The sequence below is a fragment of the Streptomyces sp. NPDC091377 genome, assembly GCF_044757045.1.
In the GTDB taxonomy this organism is placed as follows: domain Bacteria; phylum Actinomycetota; class Actinomycetes; order Streptomycetales; family Streptomycetaceae; genus Streptomyces.
In genome coordinates, this window is sequence record NZ_JBIVUE010000005.1 from 487,780 (window position 1) to 503,113 (window position 15,334).

Annotated in this window: 15 protein-coding genes; 9 read left to right on the forward strand and 6 right to left on the reverse strand. The window is 72.5% G+C overall.

Annotation, left to right across the window (positions count from 1 at the left end; translation table 11 throughout):
• Positions 1 to 4: 4 nt before the first annotated feature.
• Entirely contained in the window at positions 5 to 1,120 is a 1,116-nt protein-coding gene (locus tag ACIQNG_RS14630) for a mandelate racemase/muconate lactonizing enzyme family protein (protein ID WP_401485061.1), read from the reverse strand.
• Between the two features lie 264 nt (positions 1,121 to 1,384).
• Here ACIQNG_RS14630 and ACIQNG_RS14635 point away from each other — a divergent pair, with 264 nt between their 5' ends.
• From ACIQNG_RS14635 to ACIQNG_RS14660, 6 genes are all read left to right on the forward strand, one after another.
• Positions 1,385 to 2,077 carry an FCD domain-containing protein gene (locus tag ACIQNG_RS14635; RefSeq protein WP_401431007.1) on the forward strand — a complete coding sequence of 231 codons (693 nt, stop codon included), beginning with the start codon at positions 1,385 to 1,387 and terminating at the stop codon, positions 2,075 to 2,077.
• A gap of 638 nt (positions 2,078 to 2,715) precedes the next feature.
• Positions 2,716 to 3,738, forward strand: coding sequence for a DNA-directed RNA polymerase subunit alpha (locus ACIQNG_RS14640; protein ID WP_401431009.1), 1,023 nt, complete (start codon positions 2,716 to 2,718; stop codon positions 3,736 to 3,738).
• Between the two features lie 228 nt (positions 3,739 to 3,966).
• The gene (locus ACIQNG_RS14645) at positions 3,967 to 5,052 is read left to right on the forward strand and encodes an NAD-dependent epimerase/dehydratase family protein (RefSeq protein WP_401485063.1); all 1,086 of its coding nucleotides are present in this window, start codon (positions 3,967 to 3,969) and stop codon (positions 5,050 to 5,052) included.
• A 29-nt stretch (positions 5,053 to 5,081) separates the two neighbouring features.
• The gene (locus tag ACIQNG_RS14650; RefSeq protein ID WP_401485064.1) at positions 5,082 to 5,783 is read left to right on the forward strand and encodes a glycosyltransferase family 2 protein; all 702 of its coding nucleotides are present in this window, start codon (positions 5,082 to 5,084) and stop codon (positions 5,781 to 5,783) included.
• Entirely contained in the window at positions 5,780 to 6,415 is a 636-nt protein-coding gene (locus tag ACIQNG_RS14655) for a DUF2064 domain-containing protein (protein WP_401431015.1), read from the forward strand. Before ACIQNG_RS14650 ends, ACIQNG_RS14655 begins: the two co-directional genes overlap by 4 nt.
• Before the next feature lie 25 nt (positions 6,416 to 6,440).
• A complete protein-coding gene (locus ACIQNG_RS14660) occupies positions 6,441 to 7,826 on the forward strand; it encodes a glycosyltransferase 87 family protein (protein WP_401485067.1) in 1,386 nt (461 codons plus the stop codon).
• A 17-nt stretch (positions 7,827 to 7,843) separates the two neighbouring features.
• On the opposite strand, the gene ACIQNG_RS14665 is transcribed toward ACIQNG_RS14660, so the two are convergent.
• The 3 genes from ACIQNG_RS14665 to ACIQNG_RS14675 form a co-directional block, all read right to left on the reverse strand.
• Positions 7,844 to 8,329 (reverse strand): hypothetical protein, encoded by a 486-nt coding sequence (locus ACIQNG_RS14665; protein ID WP_401485069.1) that lies wholly within the window; start codon positions 8,327 to 8,329, stop codon positions 7,844 to 7,846.
• On the reverse strand, positions 8,326 to 9,570 hold the full coding sequence (locus ACIQNG_RS14670; RefSeq protein ID WP_401485071.1) for a molybdopterin-dependent oxidoreductase: 1,245 nt from the start codon (positions 9,568 to 9,570) through the stop codon (positions 8,326 to 8,328). The genes ACIQNG_RS14665 and ACIQNG_RS14670 overlap by 4 nt, the downstream gene beginning before the upstream one ends.
• Before the next feature lie 411 nt (positions 9,571 to 9,981).
• A complete protein-coding gene (locus ACIQNG_RS14675) occupies positions 9,982 to 10,989 on the reverse strand; it encodes an aldo/keto reductase (RefSeq protein WP_401485073.1) in 1,008 nt (335 codons plus the stop codon).
• Positions 10,990 to 11,259: 270 nt separating this feature from the next.
• Between ACIQNG_RS14675 and ACIQNG_RS14680 the strand changes: the two genes are divergently transcribed.
• Together ACIQNG_RS14680 and ACIQNG_RS14685 are read left to right on the forward strand one after the other, a co-directional pair.
• A complete protein-coding gene (locus ACIQNG_RS14680; RefSeq protein WP_401485074.1) occupies positions 11,260 to 11,994 on the forward strand; it encodes a hypothetical protein in 735 nt (244 codons plus the stop codon).
• 109 nt (positions 11,995 to 12,103) lie between these two features.
• On the forward strand, positions 12,104 to 13,108 hold the full coding sequence (locus ACIQNG_RS14685) for an RICIN domain-containing protein (protein ID WP_401485075.1): 1,005 nt from the start codon (positions 12,104 to 12,106) through the stop codon (positions 13,106 to 13,108).
• 189 nt (positions 13,109 to 13,297) lie between these two features.
• On the opposite strand, the gene ACIQNG_RS14690 is transcribed toward ACIQNG_RS14685, so the two are convergent.
• Positions 13,298 to 13,732: a VOC family protein gene (locus tag ACIQNG_RS14690; protein ID WP_401431029.1), complete on the reverse strand. Its 435-nt coding sequence runs from the start codon at positions 13,730 to 13,732 to the stop codon at positions 13,298 to 13,300.
• Positions 13,733 to 13,780: 48 nt separating this feature from the next.
• Entirely contained in the window at positions 13,781 to 14,809 is a 1,029-nt protein-coding gene (locus ACIQNG_RS14695) for a helix-turn-helix transcriptional regulator (protein ID WP_401485076.1), read from the reverse strand.
• A 62-nt stretch (positions 14,810 to 14,871) separates the two neighbouring features.
• On the opposite strand from ACIQNG_RS14695, the gene ACIQNG_RS14700 reads away from it, so the two are divergent.
• Positions 14,872 to 15,237 carry a YybH family protein gene (locus ACIQNG_RS14700; protein WP_401431033.1) on the forward strand — a complete coding sequence of 122 codons (366 nt, stop codon included), beginning with the start codon at positions 14,872 to 14,874 and terminating at the stop codon, positions 15,235 to 15,237.
• Positions 15,238 to 15,334 lie beyond the last annotated feature (97 nt).

A 15,334-nucleotide genomic window follows, 5' to 3' on the forward strand; every position in this document is an offset into this window, starting at 1 on the left:
CGGACTACACGGCCGGCACGAGGGTGTCGCGGAGCACGTCACGATCGACGGTGAGTCCGAGGCCGGGCCGGTCCGGGATGGTGATGTGACCGTCCACGGGCCGCGGCGAGTCCGGGAAGAGCCGTTCGCCGACCTGGCCCATCCCCAGGTGCCACTCCAGGATCCAGCCGTTCATCAGACCGGCCAGGGTGTGCATGCTGAACAGCGGCCAGCCGCCGCCGTGCGCCACCGGCAGGTTGTAGATCTGCGCCAGGTGGGCGGCCTTGCGGGCCTCGGTGAAACCGCCGCAGTAACAGGCGTTGGGCTGGAGGATGTCGATCGCCTGGTGCTCGATCAGCTCACGGATCCGCCACCGGTGCCCCTCCATCTGCCCGGCCGCGAGGGGGATACGGGTGTGGGCGCGCAGATCGGCCAGGGCCCTGGCGTCGTTCTGGTGCAGCGGCTCCTCGAACCAGGTGAGGTCACAGTCCTCGATGGCCCGGCACAGCAGCTTCGCGTCGGTCGGGGTGAACAGGTAGTTGGCGTCGATCATGATGTCGATGTCGTCCCCCACGGCCTCCCGCACCACCCGCACCCGTGCGGCGTCCTCCCGCCAGCCGCCCTTGTCCACGCCGACGACCAGCTTCAGCGCCCGGAAGCCCAGGTCCAGTTGGAGCTTGGCGGCCTGGGCGAGCTGATCCCGGTCGTACTGCGGGAACCCGAACGTCGAGTAGGTCGGCACCTGCGTCCTGGCCCCGCCGAGCAGGCTGGCCACCGACCGGCCCGCGTGCTTGCCCGCGATGTCCCAGAGCGCGATGTCCAGGAGGGAGAGGGCGCTGGAGACGACGCCGGTCATCGTCCTCGGGTTGAGCGAGCGCCAGACCCGCTGATGCACGGCCTCGACCTCGCGAGGGTCCATGTCCTTGACCACCGGCAGGAAGTGGCGCTCCAGGGCGACCACCACCGACCTGGCCAGGAAGTGACCGGTGACGGCCACACCGGTGATCCCCTCGTCCGTCTCCACCTCGCAGAAGACGAACTCCCGCTGCTCCTCCCGGCCGTACCCGGCGACTCTCTCCCGCAGCAGCGGCACCTCTATGGAGGTGGTGTGCACGCTGGCCCGGATGTTTTTGATCTTCATGCTCGTCCCCACAGTCCTTGGCGGCTCATGACGTGGGTCACAGTCTGAGACCGTGAATCGCAAACTGTCAACGATTTACGTTCTGATCGTTTACCGGATCCATACGGCGGAGAAATCGCCATGAAATGGGCCTGAAAGTGGGAAAGGATCACCGTCAGGGTGTCGCCTCCGGTGGGGAAGCGGGCCTATTCCGGACCGTTTCCGAGCATGGCGGTGTTAGATTGTTGACAGTTGTCGACGCGGTGCGAGGAGGTCCGGGCGGACGTGGGAGAGAACTCCGACGGAATGACAGCGCTCCAGCGCAAGGTGGCAGAACGCCAGGCGAGTTCGCTGCCCCACATGATCGTCGAGGAACTCGAACAGATGATCATCACCGGGGCGCTGGACGGGGGCGACCGGATCAACGAGTCCGCCCTGGCCATGCGACTCGGGGTGAGCCGTGGCCCGGTGCGGGAGGCGTGCCGCCATCTGGAGCGGACCAAACTGGTCGAGTTCCGGGCCAACCGCGGGATGTTCGTCCGTGAGATCACCGTCGAGGAGGCCGCCCAGCTCTACGACATCCGGGCCAGCCTGTTCGGCCTCGCGGGACGGCTGGCCGCGGCGCGGGTCGACACCGCCGAGGCGGAGTCGCTGCGGGCCACGGCCGACCGGCTGGACGAGTCCGCCGGCATGGGCGACTACTACCCGCTGAACGTCGACCTCCACCGGCGCCTGGTCGCCCTCTCCGGCAGCCCGAGGCTGGTCGAGCTGTACGACGGGGTCTCCAAGGAACTCCATCTGTTCCGTCGGCACGGTCTGGAACCCGGCGCCGCCCGGCGCACCTCCAACGAGCAGCACCGGCGCATCATCGACCAGTTGGAGGCCGGCAACGGCGAGGACGCCGCCCGGCTGATGGAGGCGCACATCCTCGCCGGCAAGAACCGCATGCTGGCGGAGCACGGCGCGGCGCGTCCCTGAGCGCGCGGGGCGGGAACCGGGTGGACACGGTCGCCGCCCGCGACGGGGCCGTTCGGCAGGCGCGGGCGGGAACCGGGGCGCGCGGTCGTCGGCCACGACCGGACCGGACCGGACCGGTGCTCGCGACCGGACCGGTGCCCGCGACCCGACCGAGCTGGTGCCCCGCGACCCGACCGGTGGCCCCGGCCCGACCCGACCGGTGCCCGCGACCCGACCCGACCGGGCCGGTGGCCCGCGACCCGACCGGTGGCCGCGGCCCGACCCGACCGGTGCTCGCGACCCGACCCGACCGGGCCGGTGGCCCGCGACCCGACCGGTGGCCGCGGCCTGACCGGGCCGGTGGCCGTCAAGGCCGCCATCGCCTCGGCCGCCCCGGTGCGGTGCCCGCGCCGCCTCTGGCCCCGGCCCCCGGCCCCGTCCCTCCGCCCCGGCCCCGGCTGTCGCCGTCCGGCGCGGCGGACGGTGTCGCCCCGTCCGACCGGCCGCGCCCCCGGTCCGCCCGCACCCGAGCAGGTGCGGAAGATGGACGAAGTCGGGCGGTTCGGCCCCCGTGGCGGCCAAATCGCACGTATCGCGCGTACCCTTCGTCATGTCCAGGCGTCACATAGCGGGCGCCAGATCCCTGGAGGCAACACCTCGTGCTGATTGCTCAACGCCCCTCGTTGACCGAAGAGGTCGTCGACGAGTTCCGCTCGCGGTTCGTGATCGAGCCGCTGGAGCCGGGCTTCGGTTACACCCTCGGCAACTCTCTCCGCCGTACCCTCCTGTCCTCGATCCCCGGAGCGGCTGTCACCAGCATCCGGGTCGACGGCGTCCTGCACGAGTTCACCACCGTGCCGGGCGTCAAGGAAGACGTCACCGACCTGATCCTCAACATCAAGCAACTCGTCGTCTCCTCGGAGCACGACGAGCCCGTGGTGATGTACCTGCGCAAGCAGGGTCCGGGGCTGGTCACCGCCGCCGACATCGCGCCGCCGGCCGGTGTCGAGGTCCACAACCCCGACCTCGTCCTCGCCACCCTCAACGGCAAGGGCAAGCTGGAGACGGAGCTGACGGTCGAACGTGGCCGCGGCTATGTCTCCGCCGTGCAGAACAAGCAGGTCGGCCAGGAGATCGGCCGTATCCCGGTCGACTCCATCTACTCGCCGGTGCTCAAGGTCACGTACAAGGTCGAGGCGACCCGTGTCGAGCAGCGCACCGACTTCGACAAGCTGATCGTCGACGTCGAGACCAAGCAGGCGATGCGTCCCCGTGACGCCATGGCCTCCGCTGGCAAGACGCTGGTCGAGCTGTTCGGTCTCGCCCGCGAGCTGAACATCGACGCCGAGGGCATCGACATGGGCCCGTCGCCGACGGACGCCGCGATCGCCGCCGATCTGGTCCTGCCGATCGAGGAGCTGGACCTCACCGTCCGGTCGTACAACTGTCTGAAGCGTGAGGGTGTCCACTCCGTGGGTGAGCTGGTCGCCCGCTCCGAGGCCGACCTCCTCGACATCCGCAACTTCGGCGCGAAGTCCATCGACGAGGTCAAGGCGAAGCTGGCCGGCATGGGCCTGGCCCTCAAGGACAGCCCGCCCGGATTCGACCCGACCGCCGCCGCCGACGCCTTCGGCGCGGACAACGACTCGGGCAGCGGGTTCGTGGAGACCGAGCAGTACTGAGCCATCCGTTCGGTACCGAGCAACCCTGTGCAGTACCGAGCGGTACCGACCGGTACTGAGCGGTACTGCACACCGCGCCGGCCCCGGGCACGGCGACCGTGTGCGCCGGGGCAGCGGGGCACCGGCTCGGCGGAGTCCTCAGGTGCCCTGGCGCCCTGGTGCCGTGGCGCCCTGCCGAGCACATGTTCCTGCCGGGCGTCCGGCACCGGGCGCCTTACAGTCCTCGGTATGCGTGTACTGGTCACCGGCGCGGCGGGGTTCATCGGCTCGCACATCGTGGCGGCTCTCGCCGCGCGCGGTCACGAGGCGGTGGGGCTCGACGCGCTGCTGCCGTCGGCCCACGGCGCGGGCGCGGCGCCCGGTGCGGAACTGCTCCACGCGGACGTACGGGACCGGGGCGCGGTGGCGGACGCGTTGGCCGGTGTGGACGCGGTGTGCCATCAGGCGGCCATGGTGGGGCTCGGCACCGGATTCTCGGCTGCCCCCGCCTACGTGGCCTGCAACGACCTCGGGACCGCGGTCCTCTTGACGGCGATGGCCGACGCCGGGGTGCGGGATCTCCTGCTCGCGGGGTCGATGGTCGTGTACGGGGAGGGGCGCTACGACTGCCCGCGGCACGGGTGGGTCCGGCCGGGACCGCGTGCGACGGCGGATCTGGAGGCGGGCCGCTTCGAACCCCGTTGCCCGCGGTGCGGTGCGGACCTGGTCCCCGGTCTGGTGGACGAGGACGCGCCGGCCGATCCACGCAATGTGTACGCCACGACCAAACTGGCCCAGGAGCATCTCGCCGCGGCATGGGCGCGGGCGACCGGCGGACGGGCGGTCTCCCTGCGCTACCACAACGTGTACGGGCCGGGGATGCCCCGGGACACCCCGTACGCGGGGGTGGCTTCGTTCTTCCGCTCGGCGCTGGCCCGGGGCGAGCCGCCGCGGGTGTTCGAGGACGGCGGGCAGCGCCGGGACTTCGTCCATGTACGGGACGTGGCCGCCGCGGGCACGGTCGCCCTGGAGGCCCTGCCGGTCCGGGAGCCGGGGGCGCTGTCCGTGTTCAACACCGGCAGCGGGGAGCCGCACACGGTGGGCGAGATGGCGCGCGCTCTGGCCCGCGCGCACGGTGGCCCCGCCCCCGTGGTCACCGGGGAGTTCCGGCTGGGCGACGTCCGCCACATCACCGCCTCCTCCCGCAGGATCGCCGATGAACTGGGCTGGCGTGCGGGGGTCGGATTCACCGAGGGGATGACCGAGTTCGCGCTCGGCGGGCTTCGGGAACCGAGCGGCGGGACACCACGGGACCGGCGGGTGAAATGCCGGTGATGTCCCTCCGGGTTCCCTAGAGTGAGCGGGTGCCCGAACCCAGCCGTGCGGCGGTGGACGTCGTCCTTCCGTGTCTGAACGAGGCCGCCGCCCTGCCGTGGGTGCTGGCGCGCGTTCCGGCCTCCTGGCGGGCCATCGTCGTCGACAACGGTTCCTCGGACGGCTCCGCAGGGATCGCCGAGGCCCTCGGCGCGACCGTGGTGCGCGAGCCCCGGCGGGGGTTCGGCGCCGCCTGCCACGCGGGGCTGGAGGCGGCCACCGCCGACACCGTCTGCTTCTGCGACTGCGACCGTTCCCTCGATCCGGGGCTGCTGCCCGTGCTGGTGCGCGAGATCGCACTGGGGCGAGCCGACCTCGTGCTCGGCCGGCGCCGCCCGACCGGACGGGGGGTCTGGCCGGTCCACGCCCGGGTGGGGAACCTGGTCCTGGCGCGGATGGTCCGCAAGCGGACCGGTCTGCCGTTGCGTGACCTCGGGCCGATGCGCGCCGCGCGCCGGGAGGCGCTGCTCGGGCTGGGGCTGACCGACCGGCGCAGCGGCTATCCGCTGGAGATGGTGACCCGCGCCGCGGCGGCCGGCTGGGCCGTACGGGAGACGGACGTTCCGTACTTCCCCCGGGCGGGGAAGTCGAAGGTCACCGGGACCTGGCGGGGTACGTGGCAGGCGGTGCGGGACATGCGGGCGGTGCTCGCCCCGCCGCCACCGGTGTCGGGCCGGCCCGACGTCCCATGACCACCCTGCTGGTGATCGCCAAGGCGCCCGTTCCCGGGCGGGTGAAGACCCGGCTCACCCCGCCCTACTCCCCCGCCCAGGCGGCCCGCCTCGCCGAGGCGGCGCTGGCCGACTCGCTGGCCGCCGTGGCGGACGCCCCCGCGCGGCGGCGCGTCATGGTGCTGGACGGTGCGCCGGGCCCCTGGCTCCCCGCCGGCTTCGAGGTGGTGGCGCAGTGCGCGGGGTCGCTGGACGTCCGGCTGGCCGCCGCCTTCGCCGGGTGCACCGGCCCGGCCGTGCTGATCGGTATGGACACCCCCCAGGTCACCCCCGCCCTGCTCGCCCCGGCCCTGGCGGAGGACGCCTGGCGGGAGTGCGACGCCTGGTTCGGACCGGCGGTGGACGGCGGCTTCTGGGCGCTGGGACTCGCCGTACCGGAACCGGGGTTGCTGCGCGGGGTGCCGATGTCCCGGCCGGACACGGGGGCGTTGCAGCGACAGCGGCTCGTGGAGGCCGGACTCAGGGTGCGGGATCTGCGGCGCCTTCGGGACGTCGACACCGCGGAGGATGTGCTGGCGGTGGCGGCCGAGGCGCCGCACACCCGTTTCGCCAGGACCCTGGCCCGGCTGCGGGCCGAGGACGGTGCCCGGTGAGGCGGACCGGAGGTGAGCGGGGCTCATGAACGGTGCGCGCACCGTCCGTACCGGTCTGCTGCTCGCCGCGCTGACCGCCGCCCTCGTCCTGACCTTCCGTCACGACGGTTACCACGACGATCCGGTGGGCCTGTTCTGGCGGTACACGGCGTGCTGGCTGCTCTTCGCCGCGGCGGTGTGGTCGCTCCGGACCGTCCCCGTCCGGCACACGACGGTCCTGGTCCTCCTCGGCGGTGTCGCGGTCGCGGCCACCGGGCTGACCGCCGCGCCCAGCACGAGCACCGACTCGTTCCGCTACGCCTGGGACGGCCGGGTACAGGCCGCGGGCATCTCCCCCTACGACCACACGCCCCGCGATCCCGCACTGGCCCGGCTGCGCGATCCCTGGCTCTTCCCGTCCGGCGCGGCGTGCTCCGGCGTGGATCTGACGCGGATCCCCGCACCGGCCGGGCAGGTCCGCTGCACCCGGATCAACCGGCCCGCGGTGCACACCATCTACCCGCCCGTCGCCGAAGGCTACTTCCTGCTGGTCCACGCCCTGTCGCCGGACGGTTCCCGGCACAAGCCGCTCCAGGTCGGCGGGGCGGTCCTGGCCCTCGGCACCACGGTCGCCCTGCTCCTCGTGCTGCGCGGGCGCGGTGACGTGCGGTGGGCGGCGTACTGGGCATGGTGTCCGGTGGTGCCGGTCGAGGCGGTCGACAACGCGCATGTCGATGTGCTGGGCGCGCTGCTGGTCGTCGTCGCGCTCGGGCTCGTCCCCCGGCATCGGGTCCGGGGCGGGGCGTTGCTGGGCGCGGCCGTCGCGACGAAGCTGCTGCCCGCGGTGGTGGTGCCGGGTGCGCTGAGCGGGGTGCGGCGGGTCCGGGACGCGGCGGCCGTGCTGCTGCCGGCCGCCGCGGTGACCGCCGTGGTCTATCTGCCGTACGCACTGTGGTCCCGGGATTCGGTGCTCGGCTATCTCGGCGGCTATCTGACCGAGGAGGGGTACGACGACACCTCCTCCGCCACCGACCGTTTCGCCCTGCTGCGGCTGGTGCTTCCGGACGACCGGGTCCTGCCCGCGCTGGCCGTGGTGTCGGTCGCGGTGGTGGGGTGGGTGGTGTGGCGCGGTGATCCGGACCGGCCCTGGAGCGGTGCCCTGGTGGTCACCGGCACCGTCTTCCTGCTGCTGACTCCGGGCTACTCCTGGTACGCGCTGCTGCTGGTCGCCCTGGTCGCTCTCGACGGCCGGTGGGAGTGGCTGGGGGTGGCGTCGGCGGGTGCGGCCGTCTACGTACTGGCGTCGGTCTTCGACGACGGGTACGCGCTGGGCGCCACCGCGTACGGGGTCGCGGGCGGCGCGGTGCTCGTGGGCTGGGGGGTGCGGCGTCGGGGCGGGAGAGGGGCGGCGGTCCGCAGCGCGGTGTCCTGAGCGCGGGTCGGGGCCGGTCACTGCGGCCGGGCCGCGCGGCGCACCCGGACCAGCAGCCAGAGGGCCGATACGGCGAACAGGGCGGCGGTGATCAGCAGCCATCGGCCGAGGAACACCTCGGCCGGCAGCCCCGTGATGGTGGTGTAGTCGGGGACCCGGCGCAGGATCAGCGGCCACCAGACGAGCAGGAGCAGTCCGGAGAGCAGCGCCGGAACGCGCAGATGGTTGACGGCCGCTCCCCGCGGGATCCGCAGCGGCGCTTCCTTCGGCCGATGACGGGCCGGTCCCGGTCGGCACAGACGCTGTGCCAGGCGGTCGGTGAGCGAGTAGGCGGGCAGCAGGACCAGATCGTGGATCAGGGCGGCTCCGACGAACCAGATCAGTACGCCCAGGGTGTCGCCCCGGAGCAGCCTGACGCCCGCGTACAGGGCGAGCGCGAAGGAGGCCAGCACCAGCAGCAGATGCAGCGGGGACGCCCCGTAGCGGCCTCGGAAGGTGCTCATACCGGTTCCCCGAAGGTGAGGCGGGTGACCCATTTGGTGTTGTGGACCCCGGGGGCGCCGGGGACGATGATCCGGGCCGGGTAGCCGTGGTCGTGCGAGAGGACGGCTCCGTTGACCCGCAGGGCCAGCAGTGACCGCCGGTCCCGGACCTGGTTGTCCCGCAGGACGGCCGACGCGAAGGCGCCTCCCCGCTGGACGGAGTCCACGCGGACGTGCGGCGCGTCGGGCCCCAGTCCGACCAGCGCCGCCAGATCCACGATCCGTACGCCCCGCCACCGTTGGTCCGTGGTCGACCAGCCTTCCACGCAGGCGATCGGGAGCGCGGATTCGTGCTGCGGCAGGGCGCGCAGTTCCTCGAGGGTGAGGACGGTCTGACGGCCGCCGCCGCGCACGGTCAGCCGCCAGGCCGGGCCGGTGTCACTGGTGCGGATGCCGAGGGCGGCGGCCGTCTTGTTGATCTGGAACCCGTTGGGGCCGGTGCCCGGGTCCTGGCCGTGCGGCGCGAGCAGCGCGGTCCTGCGGAACCAGCCGCCCACGCTCTGCCCCACCGTGACCAGCAGCAGCACCCCGGACCCCGCGCCCACCAGCCCGACGGCCCCGCGACGGGACAGGGTCGGCGGCGCCGGACGCGGTGCCACGAGACGGGCGGCACGGTCGCCGGCCGACGGGGCCGAGAGGTACGCGCGATCCGCGGGGGACGCGGGGGCCGCCGGATCCGCGAGGTCCGAGGGCCGGTCGGCCTCGTCCCGGCGGGTGGTCACCGCGCGCAGGGCCCGGGTCAGCCGGAAGGACACATGGACGACGAAGGCGCCGATGAACACCCACGCGCCGTAGAAGTGCAGGGTGTAGAAGGAGCCCGGGAAGATGTAGTGGAGTTGTACGTTGAGGATGCCGGTCGCGAACTCGAACAGGGCCCCGCCGACCAGCAGGAGCAGGGACAACCGCTCCACCGCGTGGCTGGCGGAGCGCACCGGTGGCCAGGAGAACAGCAGGGGGACGACGGACCACAGCTTCGCCAGGAGCACGGGCACCAGCACGATCCCCAAGGTGACATGGACGCCCTGGGTGACCCGGTAGAGCCAGTAGGGCGAGGTCGGCCAGGAGAACAGGTAGAACCCGAGCAGGTCCTTGTCGGGGGTCTCGTCGTTGATCCGGGACAGATCGGGGTTGTAGGACGCGTAGGACAGGAGACCGGTGAGGAAGAGGATCGTGACGCCGACGAGGAGGATCAGCCCGAACACCGCCGTCAGCCAGGGTCCTCGCAGCGGACTGCGCCAGAACTCCGGACGCGCGGGCCCGGGAGGCGGCGCGGAGCCCTTTCGCCCAAGAGGCGGCGCGGGATCCTTCCGCCCAGGAGGCGGCGCGGAGTCCTTCCGCCCAGGAGGCGGCGCGGAGTCCTTCCCCTCTTCTCTCCCGACCACCGATGTCCCTTCACCCAGCTCACGCCGAACCATCGGGCGTTCCGGCCGCGGTACCCGCTCCCGCGGCCGGTCGACGCCACGGACACGTCGACGCACCTGGGTCCACGCTGACGCATGAACGGCCGGCTCCCGGGCAGGCGGCGGGGCGCGTCCCGCCGCCTGCCGCCGAAGTCACCCGTCCGCCTCTGAGGGCGACGCGACGACCCGGGCGCCGACCGCGTCGGCGGGTCGTCAGCGCTGGGCCGGGTCGGTGGCGATGACGCTGTACGGGTACGGGAGCGGCTGGTCGCCGGCCTCGGTGAGCAGGGCGGCGTCGGCCGGGTCCAGGTCGACGTCGGCCGCGCCGAGGAGGTTGTCGAGCTGGTCGAGAGTGCGGGCGCCGATGATGGGGGCGGTGACCGTGGGCCGACCGCCGAGCCAGGCGACGGCGACCTGGGCCGGGGTCAGCCCGCTGCGCTCGGCCACGTCGAACAGGGCGTCCAGCACCCGCCAGGTGCGCTCGTCCTGGTAGGCGCTCCAGGACTCGCCCCAGCCGAGCCGTTCGGCCGTCTCCACCCGGCTGCCGGCGGGCGGGGCGGTGGCGCCGCGCCGGATCGAACCGCTGAGCCAGCCGCCGCGCAGCGGGCTCCACGGGATGAGGCCGAGGTGCTCGTGCCGGGCCACCTCGACCAGTTCCCACTCGGTGGAGCGGTCCAGCAGGTTGTACAGCGGCTGGAGGGTGACGAAGCGCTCCCAGCCGTGCAGACGGCTGAGGTCGAGGGCCTTCTGGAGCTGCCAGCCGGTGAAATTGCTGGCCCCCAGGTAGCGGACCTTCCCGGACTTCACCAGGGTGTCCAGGGTGGAGAGGGTCTCCTCCAGCGGTGTCGCCGGATCCCATGCGTGCACCTGGTACAGGTCGATGTGGTCGGTGCCGAGCCTGCGCAGGCTGGCCTCCACACCGGCGATCAGATGGTTGCGGCCCAGGCCCCGGTCGTTGGGGCTGTCACCGGTGCCGTAGCGGACCTTGGTGGCGATGACCACGTCGTCACGGCGGCGGCGCTTCAGCCACCGGCCGACGATCTCCTCGGAGGCACCCGCCGCGTAGATGTCGGCGGTGTCGATGAAGGTGCCGCCCGCCTCCGCGAAGCGGTCCAGAACGGCGTGCGATTCGGGTTCGTCGCTCTCCCGCCCGAAGGTCATGGCCCCCAGGCACAGCTCGCTGACGACGAGTCCGGTCGATCCCAGAAAACGCTGACGCATCTCAAGTCCCCCTCGATCGTACGAGTTCACGGCGCGGCTCCGGCCCCACGGCCGCCGAGCGCCGTCCAGCGGACACCTTTACACACCGGGGCGCGTATGCCAGGTGATTATCCGCGTCCCCCCGCCGAACACCGGCGAACGGTGCTGAGCAGCCCCACGGGGGCCGAAACCAAGGCCGCCCGGATCGCCGACCGGTAGGATCGCCACGTGCGTTGTCTCGGGGTCGTCCGGTTGTCATACCCGTTCCCAGAACCCACCGGAGATCACGCGATGACCGCTCAGAAGCCCATGACATACGACGCGTTCGTGGAACTCGCCACCGCCGACCCTGCCGTCGTCGGACTGGTCCTCAAGGGGTCCCAGGCACATGAGGGGATGACCACCGAGCACTCCGACCACGACCTGTACGTCGTCCTCGCCGACGGGGCGACGACGGACCTCACCCGGTTCACGGGGCACCGCACGCCCCAACTCGACCTCATCGTCCTCTCCCTCGACGCGTTCCGCGCCACCGGAATGCCGGGCTTCGAGCGGTACGCCCTCGCCCGCGCCCGCGTCGTGCTCGACCGGCTCGATGGAGGGATCGCGCGGATCCTGGCCGACAAGGCGCGGCTGGAGGACGGCGAAGCCGCGCGCGATGCTGCGGAATGGCTGGACGCCTACGCCAACTCGCTCTACCGCTCGGTCAAGAACGACCGGGACGGACATGGCCTCGCGGCCCGCCTCGACGCGGCCGACAGTGTGCGGTTCCTGCTGGAATTGCTCTTCGCTCTGGACCGTCGTCCCCGCCCTTACAACAAGTACCTGGAATGGGAGCTGACCCGTCACCCGCTTCCCGGCTGGGACACCGGGCCGCTGCTGGACGCCGCGGACCGTGTCGCGAGGACGGGGGACGTGACCGTACAGCGTCGGCTGTTCGCCCAGGTCGAGGCGGTGGCCCGGAGGGCCGGGCATGGCGCGGTGCTGGACGCGTGGGGTGCGGACCTGCACCTGATGCGACCGTGACAGAAGCGCACCGCACGGCCCTCCCGCCCGCCGCGGCTGGCCGAACTGCGCCGATAGTTGACGAGTTCGGCTGAGGCGCGGGACGGGGGGCCGTCGCTACGGTGGACGGGTGGAGCGAAGGGCAGCGCGCGGCAACGTCCAGCCATCACCTGAGGCACCGCAGCCGGACCAGGTCCGTACCGCCGAGGAGTTCACCGCGGCGTTGCGGACGCTGAGAGCGTGGTCCGGGCTCTCCTACCGGCAGTTGGAAGGGAAGGCCGCAGCGCGGGGGGACGCACTGGCCTCCAGCACGATCGGAACCGCTCTCGGTCGGACCACACTGCCCCGGGAGCCGTTCGTCGCCGCGTTCACCCGTGCCTGCGGGCTGAGTGAGACGCAGACCCAGCAGTGGCTCGTCGCCCGCCAGCGGCTGGCCATGGACCACCAGCCGTCCGGTCCCCGTACGTCCGGCGCCGGCAGGCGGGAGACGCCGGGCGTGGCCGCCGCCGGTCGTCGGCCCAGGCACCGGCACCGGTACCCGCCGCTGATCGCCGTCGGCGTGGTCGGCGCGGGGGCCGCGCTCGGCCTGCAGACCCTGCTGTCGGCCTGGTCCACGCCGCACCGCGCGGCACTCGGCACCCACCCGGTGCGGGGGCTGGCCATCCTGGCCGTCGGCAGTTGGGCGCAGATCCACCCGGCCCGCACCCCCCGGTTGTGTGTCACCGAAGGGCGGGACCGGACGAAGAAGTACGGAACAGCGGTCGCGGCCCAGTACCCCTGCGCCCGAGGCGTCCACCCCCGCACCTACATCGAGCCCGTCGGCACGAACATGGTCCAGATCCAGTGGCACCATCCGAAGTACAGCGTCGGCTGTCTCACCCTCCTGCGTGACGGGCCCGGCCGGGACCTGATCGAGCCCCGGAACGACTGCGCCGAGGACGACCCCGCGCAGCGGTTCCGGATCGAGCCCGTCGGTCCACCGGCCGCGGCCCACTTCCGTCTCCGCCCCGCCGCCACCGGCCAGTGTCTCGCGGTCCGTGACGAGGAGACCGCCGAAGGCGCCGAGATCGTCCAGGGTCGCTGCTCCGGCTCCCGTGACCAGGAGTTCCGCATCACTCTGCTGCCGCCCCCCTGAGGCGCACCCGCCGCCGGTGAGGGCCTGGCTCACGCGCTCAGCGGGGTTCCTCGCCGGGGGCGGTGGTTCTCCGCAGGCGGTGGCGGAGGTCCTGGTGCGTGTTCCGCATCGCCATGCGGAAGATCCAGGTGTGTTGTCCCCCTTCGCTCATCGCGCTCATGGGGCCCTGTCTGCGGGGATCGGACCGGCTCAGTCGAGGCAGAACTCGTTGCCCTCGACGTCCTGCATCACGAGGCACGACTCGTTCTCGTCGTCGGCCAGCAGGAGTCGTACGCGGACCGCGCCGAGCGGAATCAGTCGCGCGCATTCGGCCTCCAGCGCGGCCACTCGTTCCTCCCCCACGAGCCCGGTGCCGACCCGGACATCGAGGTGCAGCCGGTTCTTGACGACCTTGCCTTCGGGAACGCGCTGGAAGAACATCCGCGGGGCGCCGTCCGTGGGGGTGATGAAGGCGAACGCCGGACCCTGATGCCCGGGCGGCAGTGAGCGATCGAACTCGTCCCACGTGGCGAACCCCTCCGGGGGCGGCGGTACGGCGTACCCCAGCACCGCACGCCAGAAGCGCGCCACGCGCTCGGGCTCCGCGCAGTCGAAGGTGATCTGGAACTGCTTGATCGACGTCATCGGCCCATCGTAGAGGCGGCGTCCACCTGCCGCGGCGGGCCCCTGCCCTCAGGGGGACGTTCCGTAGCGGGCGGCGATCGCGGCGGCCTGGTGGTGCAGGGTCTCGCGCAACCACTGGGGGGACATGGCTTCCGCGTCCGCGCCCAGACTCCACAGCGCCCACTGCGCGTGTCTCGGATCCTGGAAGGTCACCTCCAGCCGCAGCCAGCCGCCCGCGTCAGAGTCTTCGCCCTGCCCGGTTTCCTCGGCTCCCTCAGCTTCCTCGGCTCCCTCGGCTTCCTCGGTGCGGACGGTCAGCGCGGTGCCCACCAGTTCCTCCCGCCGCGCCGGGTTCATCCGTACCAGCACGGTGACTTGGTCTTTGCCGGTACGGAACCGGGTGCTGCGTTCCTGCCAGGCCCGGCCCAGGTCGACCCGGTCCGGTCGCTGTGCCGGTTCGGCGAGTTCCTCGGCGGCCGAGATGCGCGACAGCCGGTAGGTGCGGTCCGCGCCGGAGCGGGTGGCCAGCAAATAGCCCTGGTCGCGCACGGTGACCAGGCCGATCGGGTCCACCGTGCGCCACTTCGGGGCCTGCTCGACCGCCGCGTACCGGATGCGCAGCTTGTGTCCGGCGAACACCGCGCGCCGCACCTCGGCCACGACGCTGTCAGGCACCTCGTCGGCCGTCAGCCGACGCGCGAGGAGGTCGGTGTCCGGGTCGACGAGCAGTCGGCGTGCCGCGCCGGCCGCGGTGGCCCGATGGCCCTCGGGCAGCGCGTCGACCACCTTCCGCAGGGCCGAGGCGAGGGCCGAACCGAGCCCGAACGCCTGCGCGCCGCGGCGCGCTCCGGCGACCAGCAGGGCGAGTGCCTCGTCGTGGTTCAGTCCCGTCAACTCGGAGTGGAAGCCGGGCAGCAACGCGAACCCGCCGTGCCGGCCGCGTTCGGCGTAGACCGGGACGCCGGCCGCGGACAGCGCCTCGATGTCGCGCAGCACCGTGCGGGTGGACACCTCCAACTCGCGGGCCAGCGCGGTCGCGGACAGTCGACCGTGCTGCCGCAGCAGCAGGACCAGGGAGACCAAACGGTCGGCGCGCATGCGAAAACTCTACCGAGATACATGACACACCGTGTCATGTATTCATTGGGAGGCTGATCGGCATGACGGAGAAGACAACAGACAAGACAGTGGCCACCGAGCCGAACGAACTGGGCAGGTTCTTCATCGATCGCGCCAACGCGGGTGATGTCGACGGGCTGGTGGCGTTGTACGAGCCGAACGCCGTGCTGGCGTTCCCGCCGGGCAGCCTCGCGACCGGACACGCGGAGATCCGCGAGGTGTTCGAGCGGTTCGTCGAGGCCGCGCCGGTGCTCTCGTACGGCAGACAGCACCCGGCCCTGGTGAACGGCGATCTGGCCATGACGACGGCCACGCAGGTCAACGGGGATGTGACCGTCGAGATCGCCCGGCGCCAGCCGGACGGGTCCTGGCTGTGGGTCGCGGACCAGCCCGCGGTCGCGCCGTAACAGGGTGGTGGGGCCGGGGGGGCCGGGCCCCCCCCCCCCCGCGCCCCGCCCCCCCCCCCCCCCCCCCCCCCCCCCGCGGGGGGCGGGCGCCCCGCCC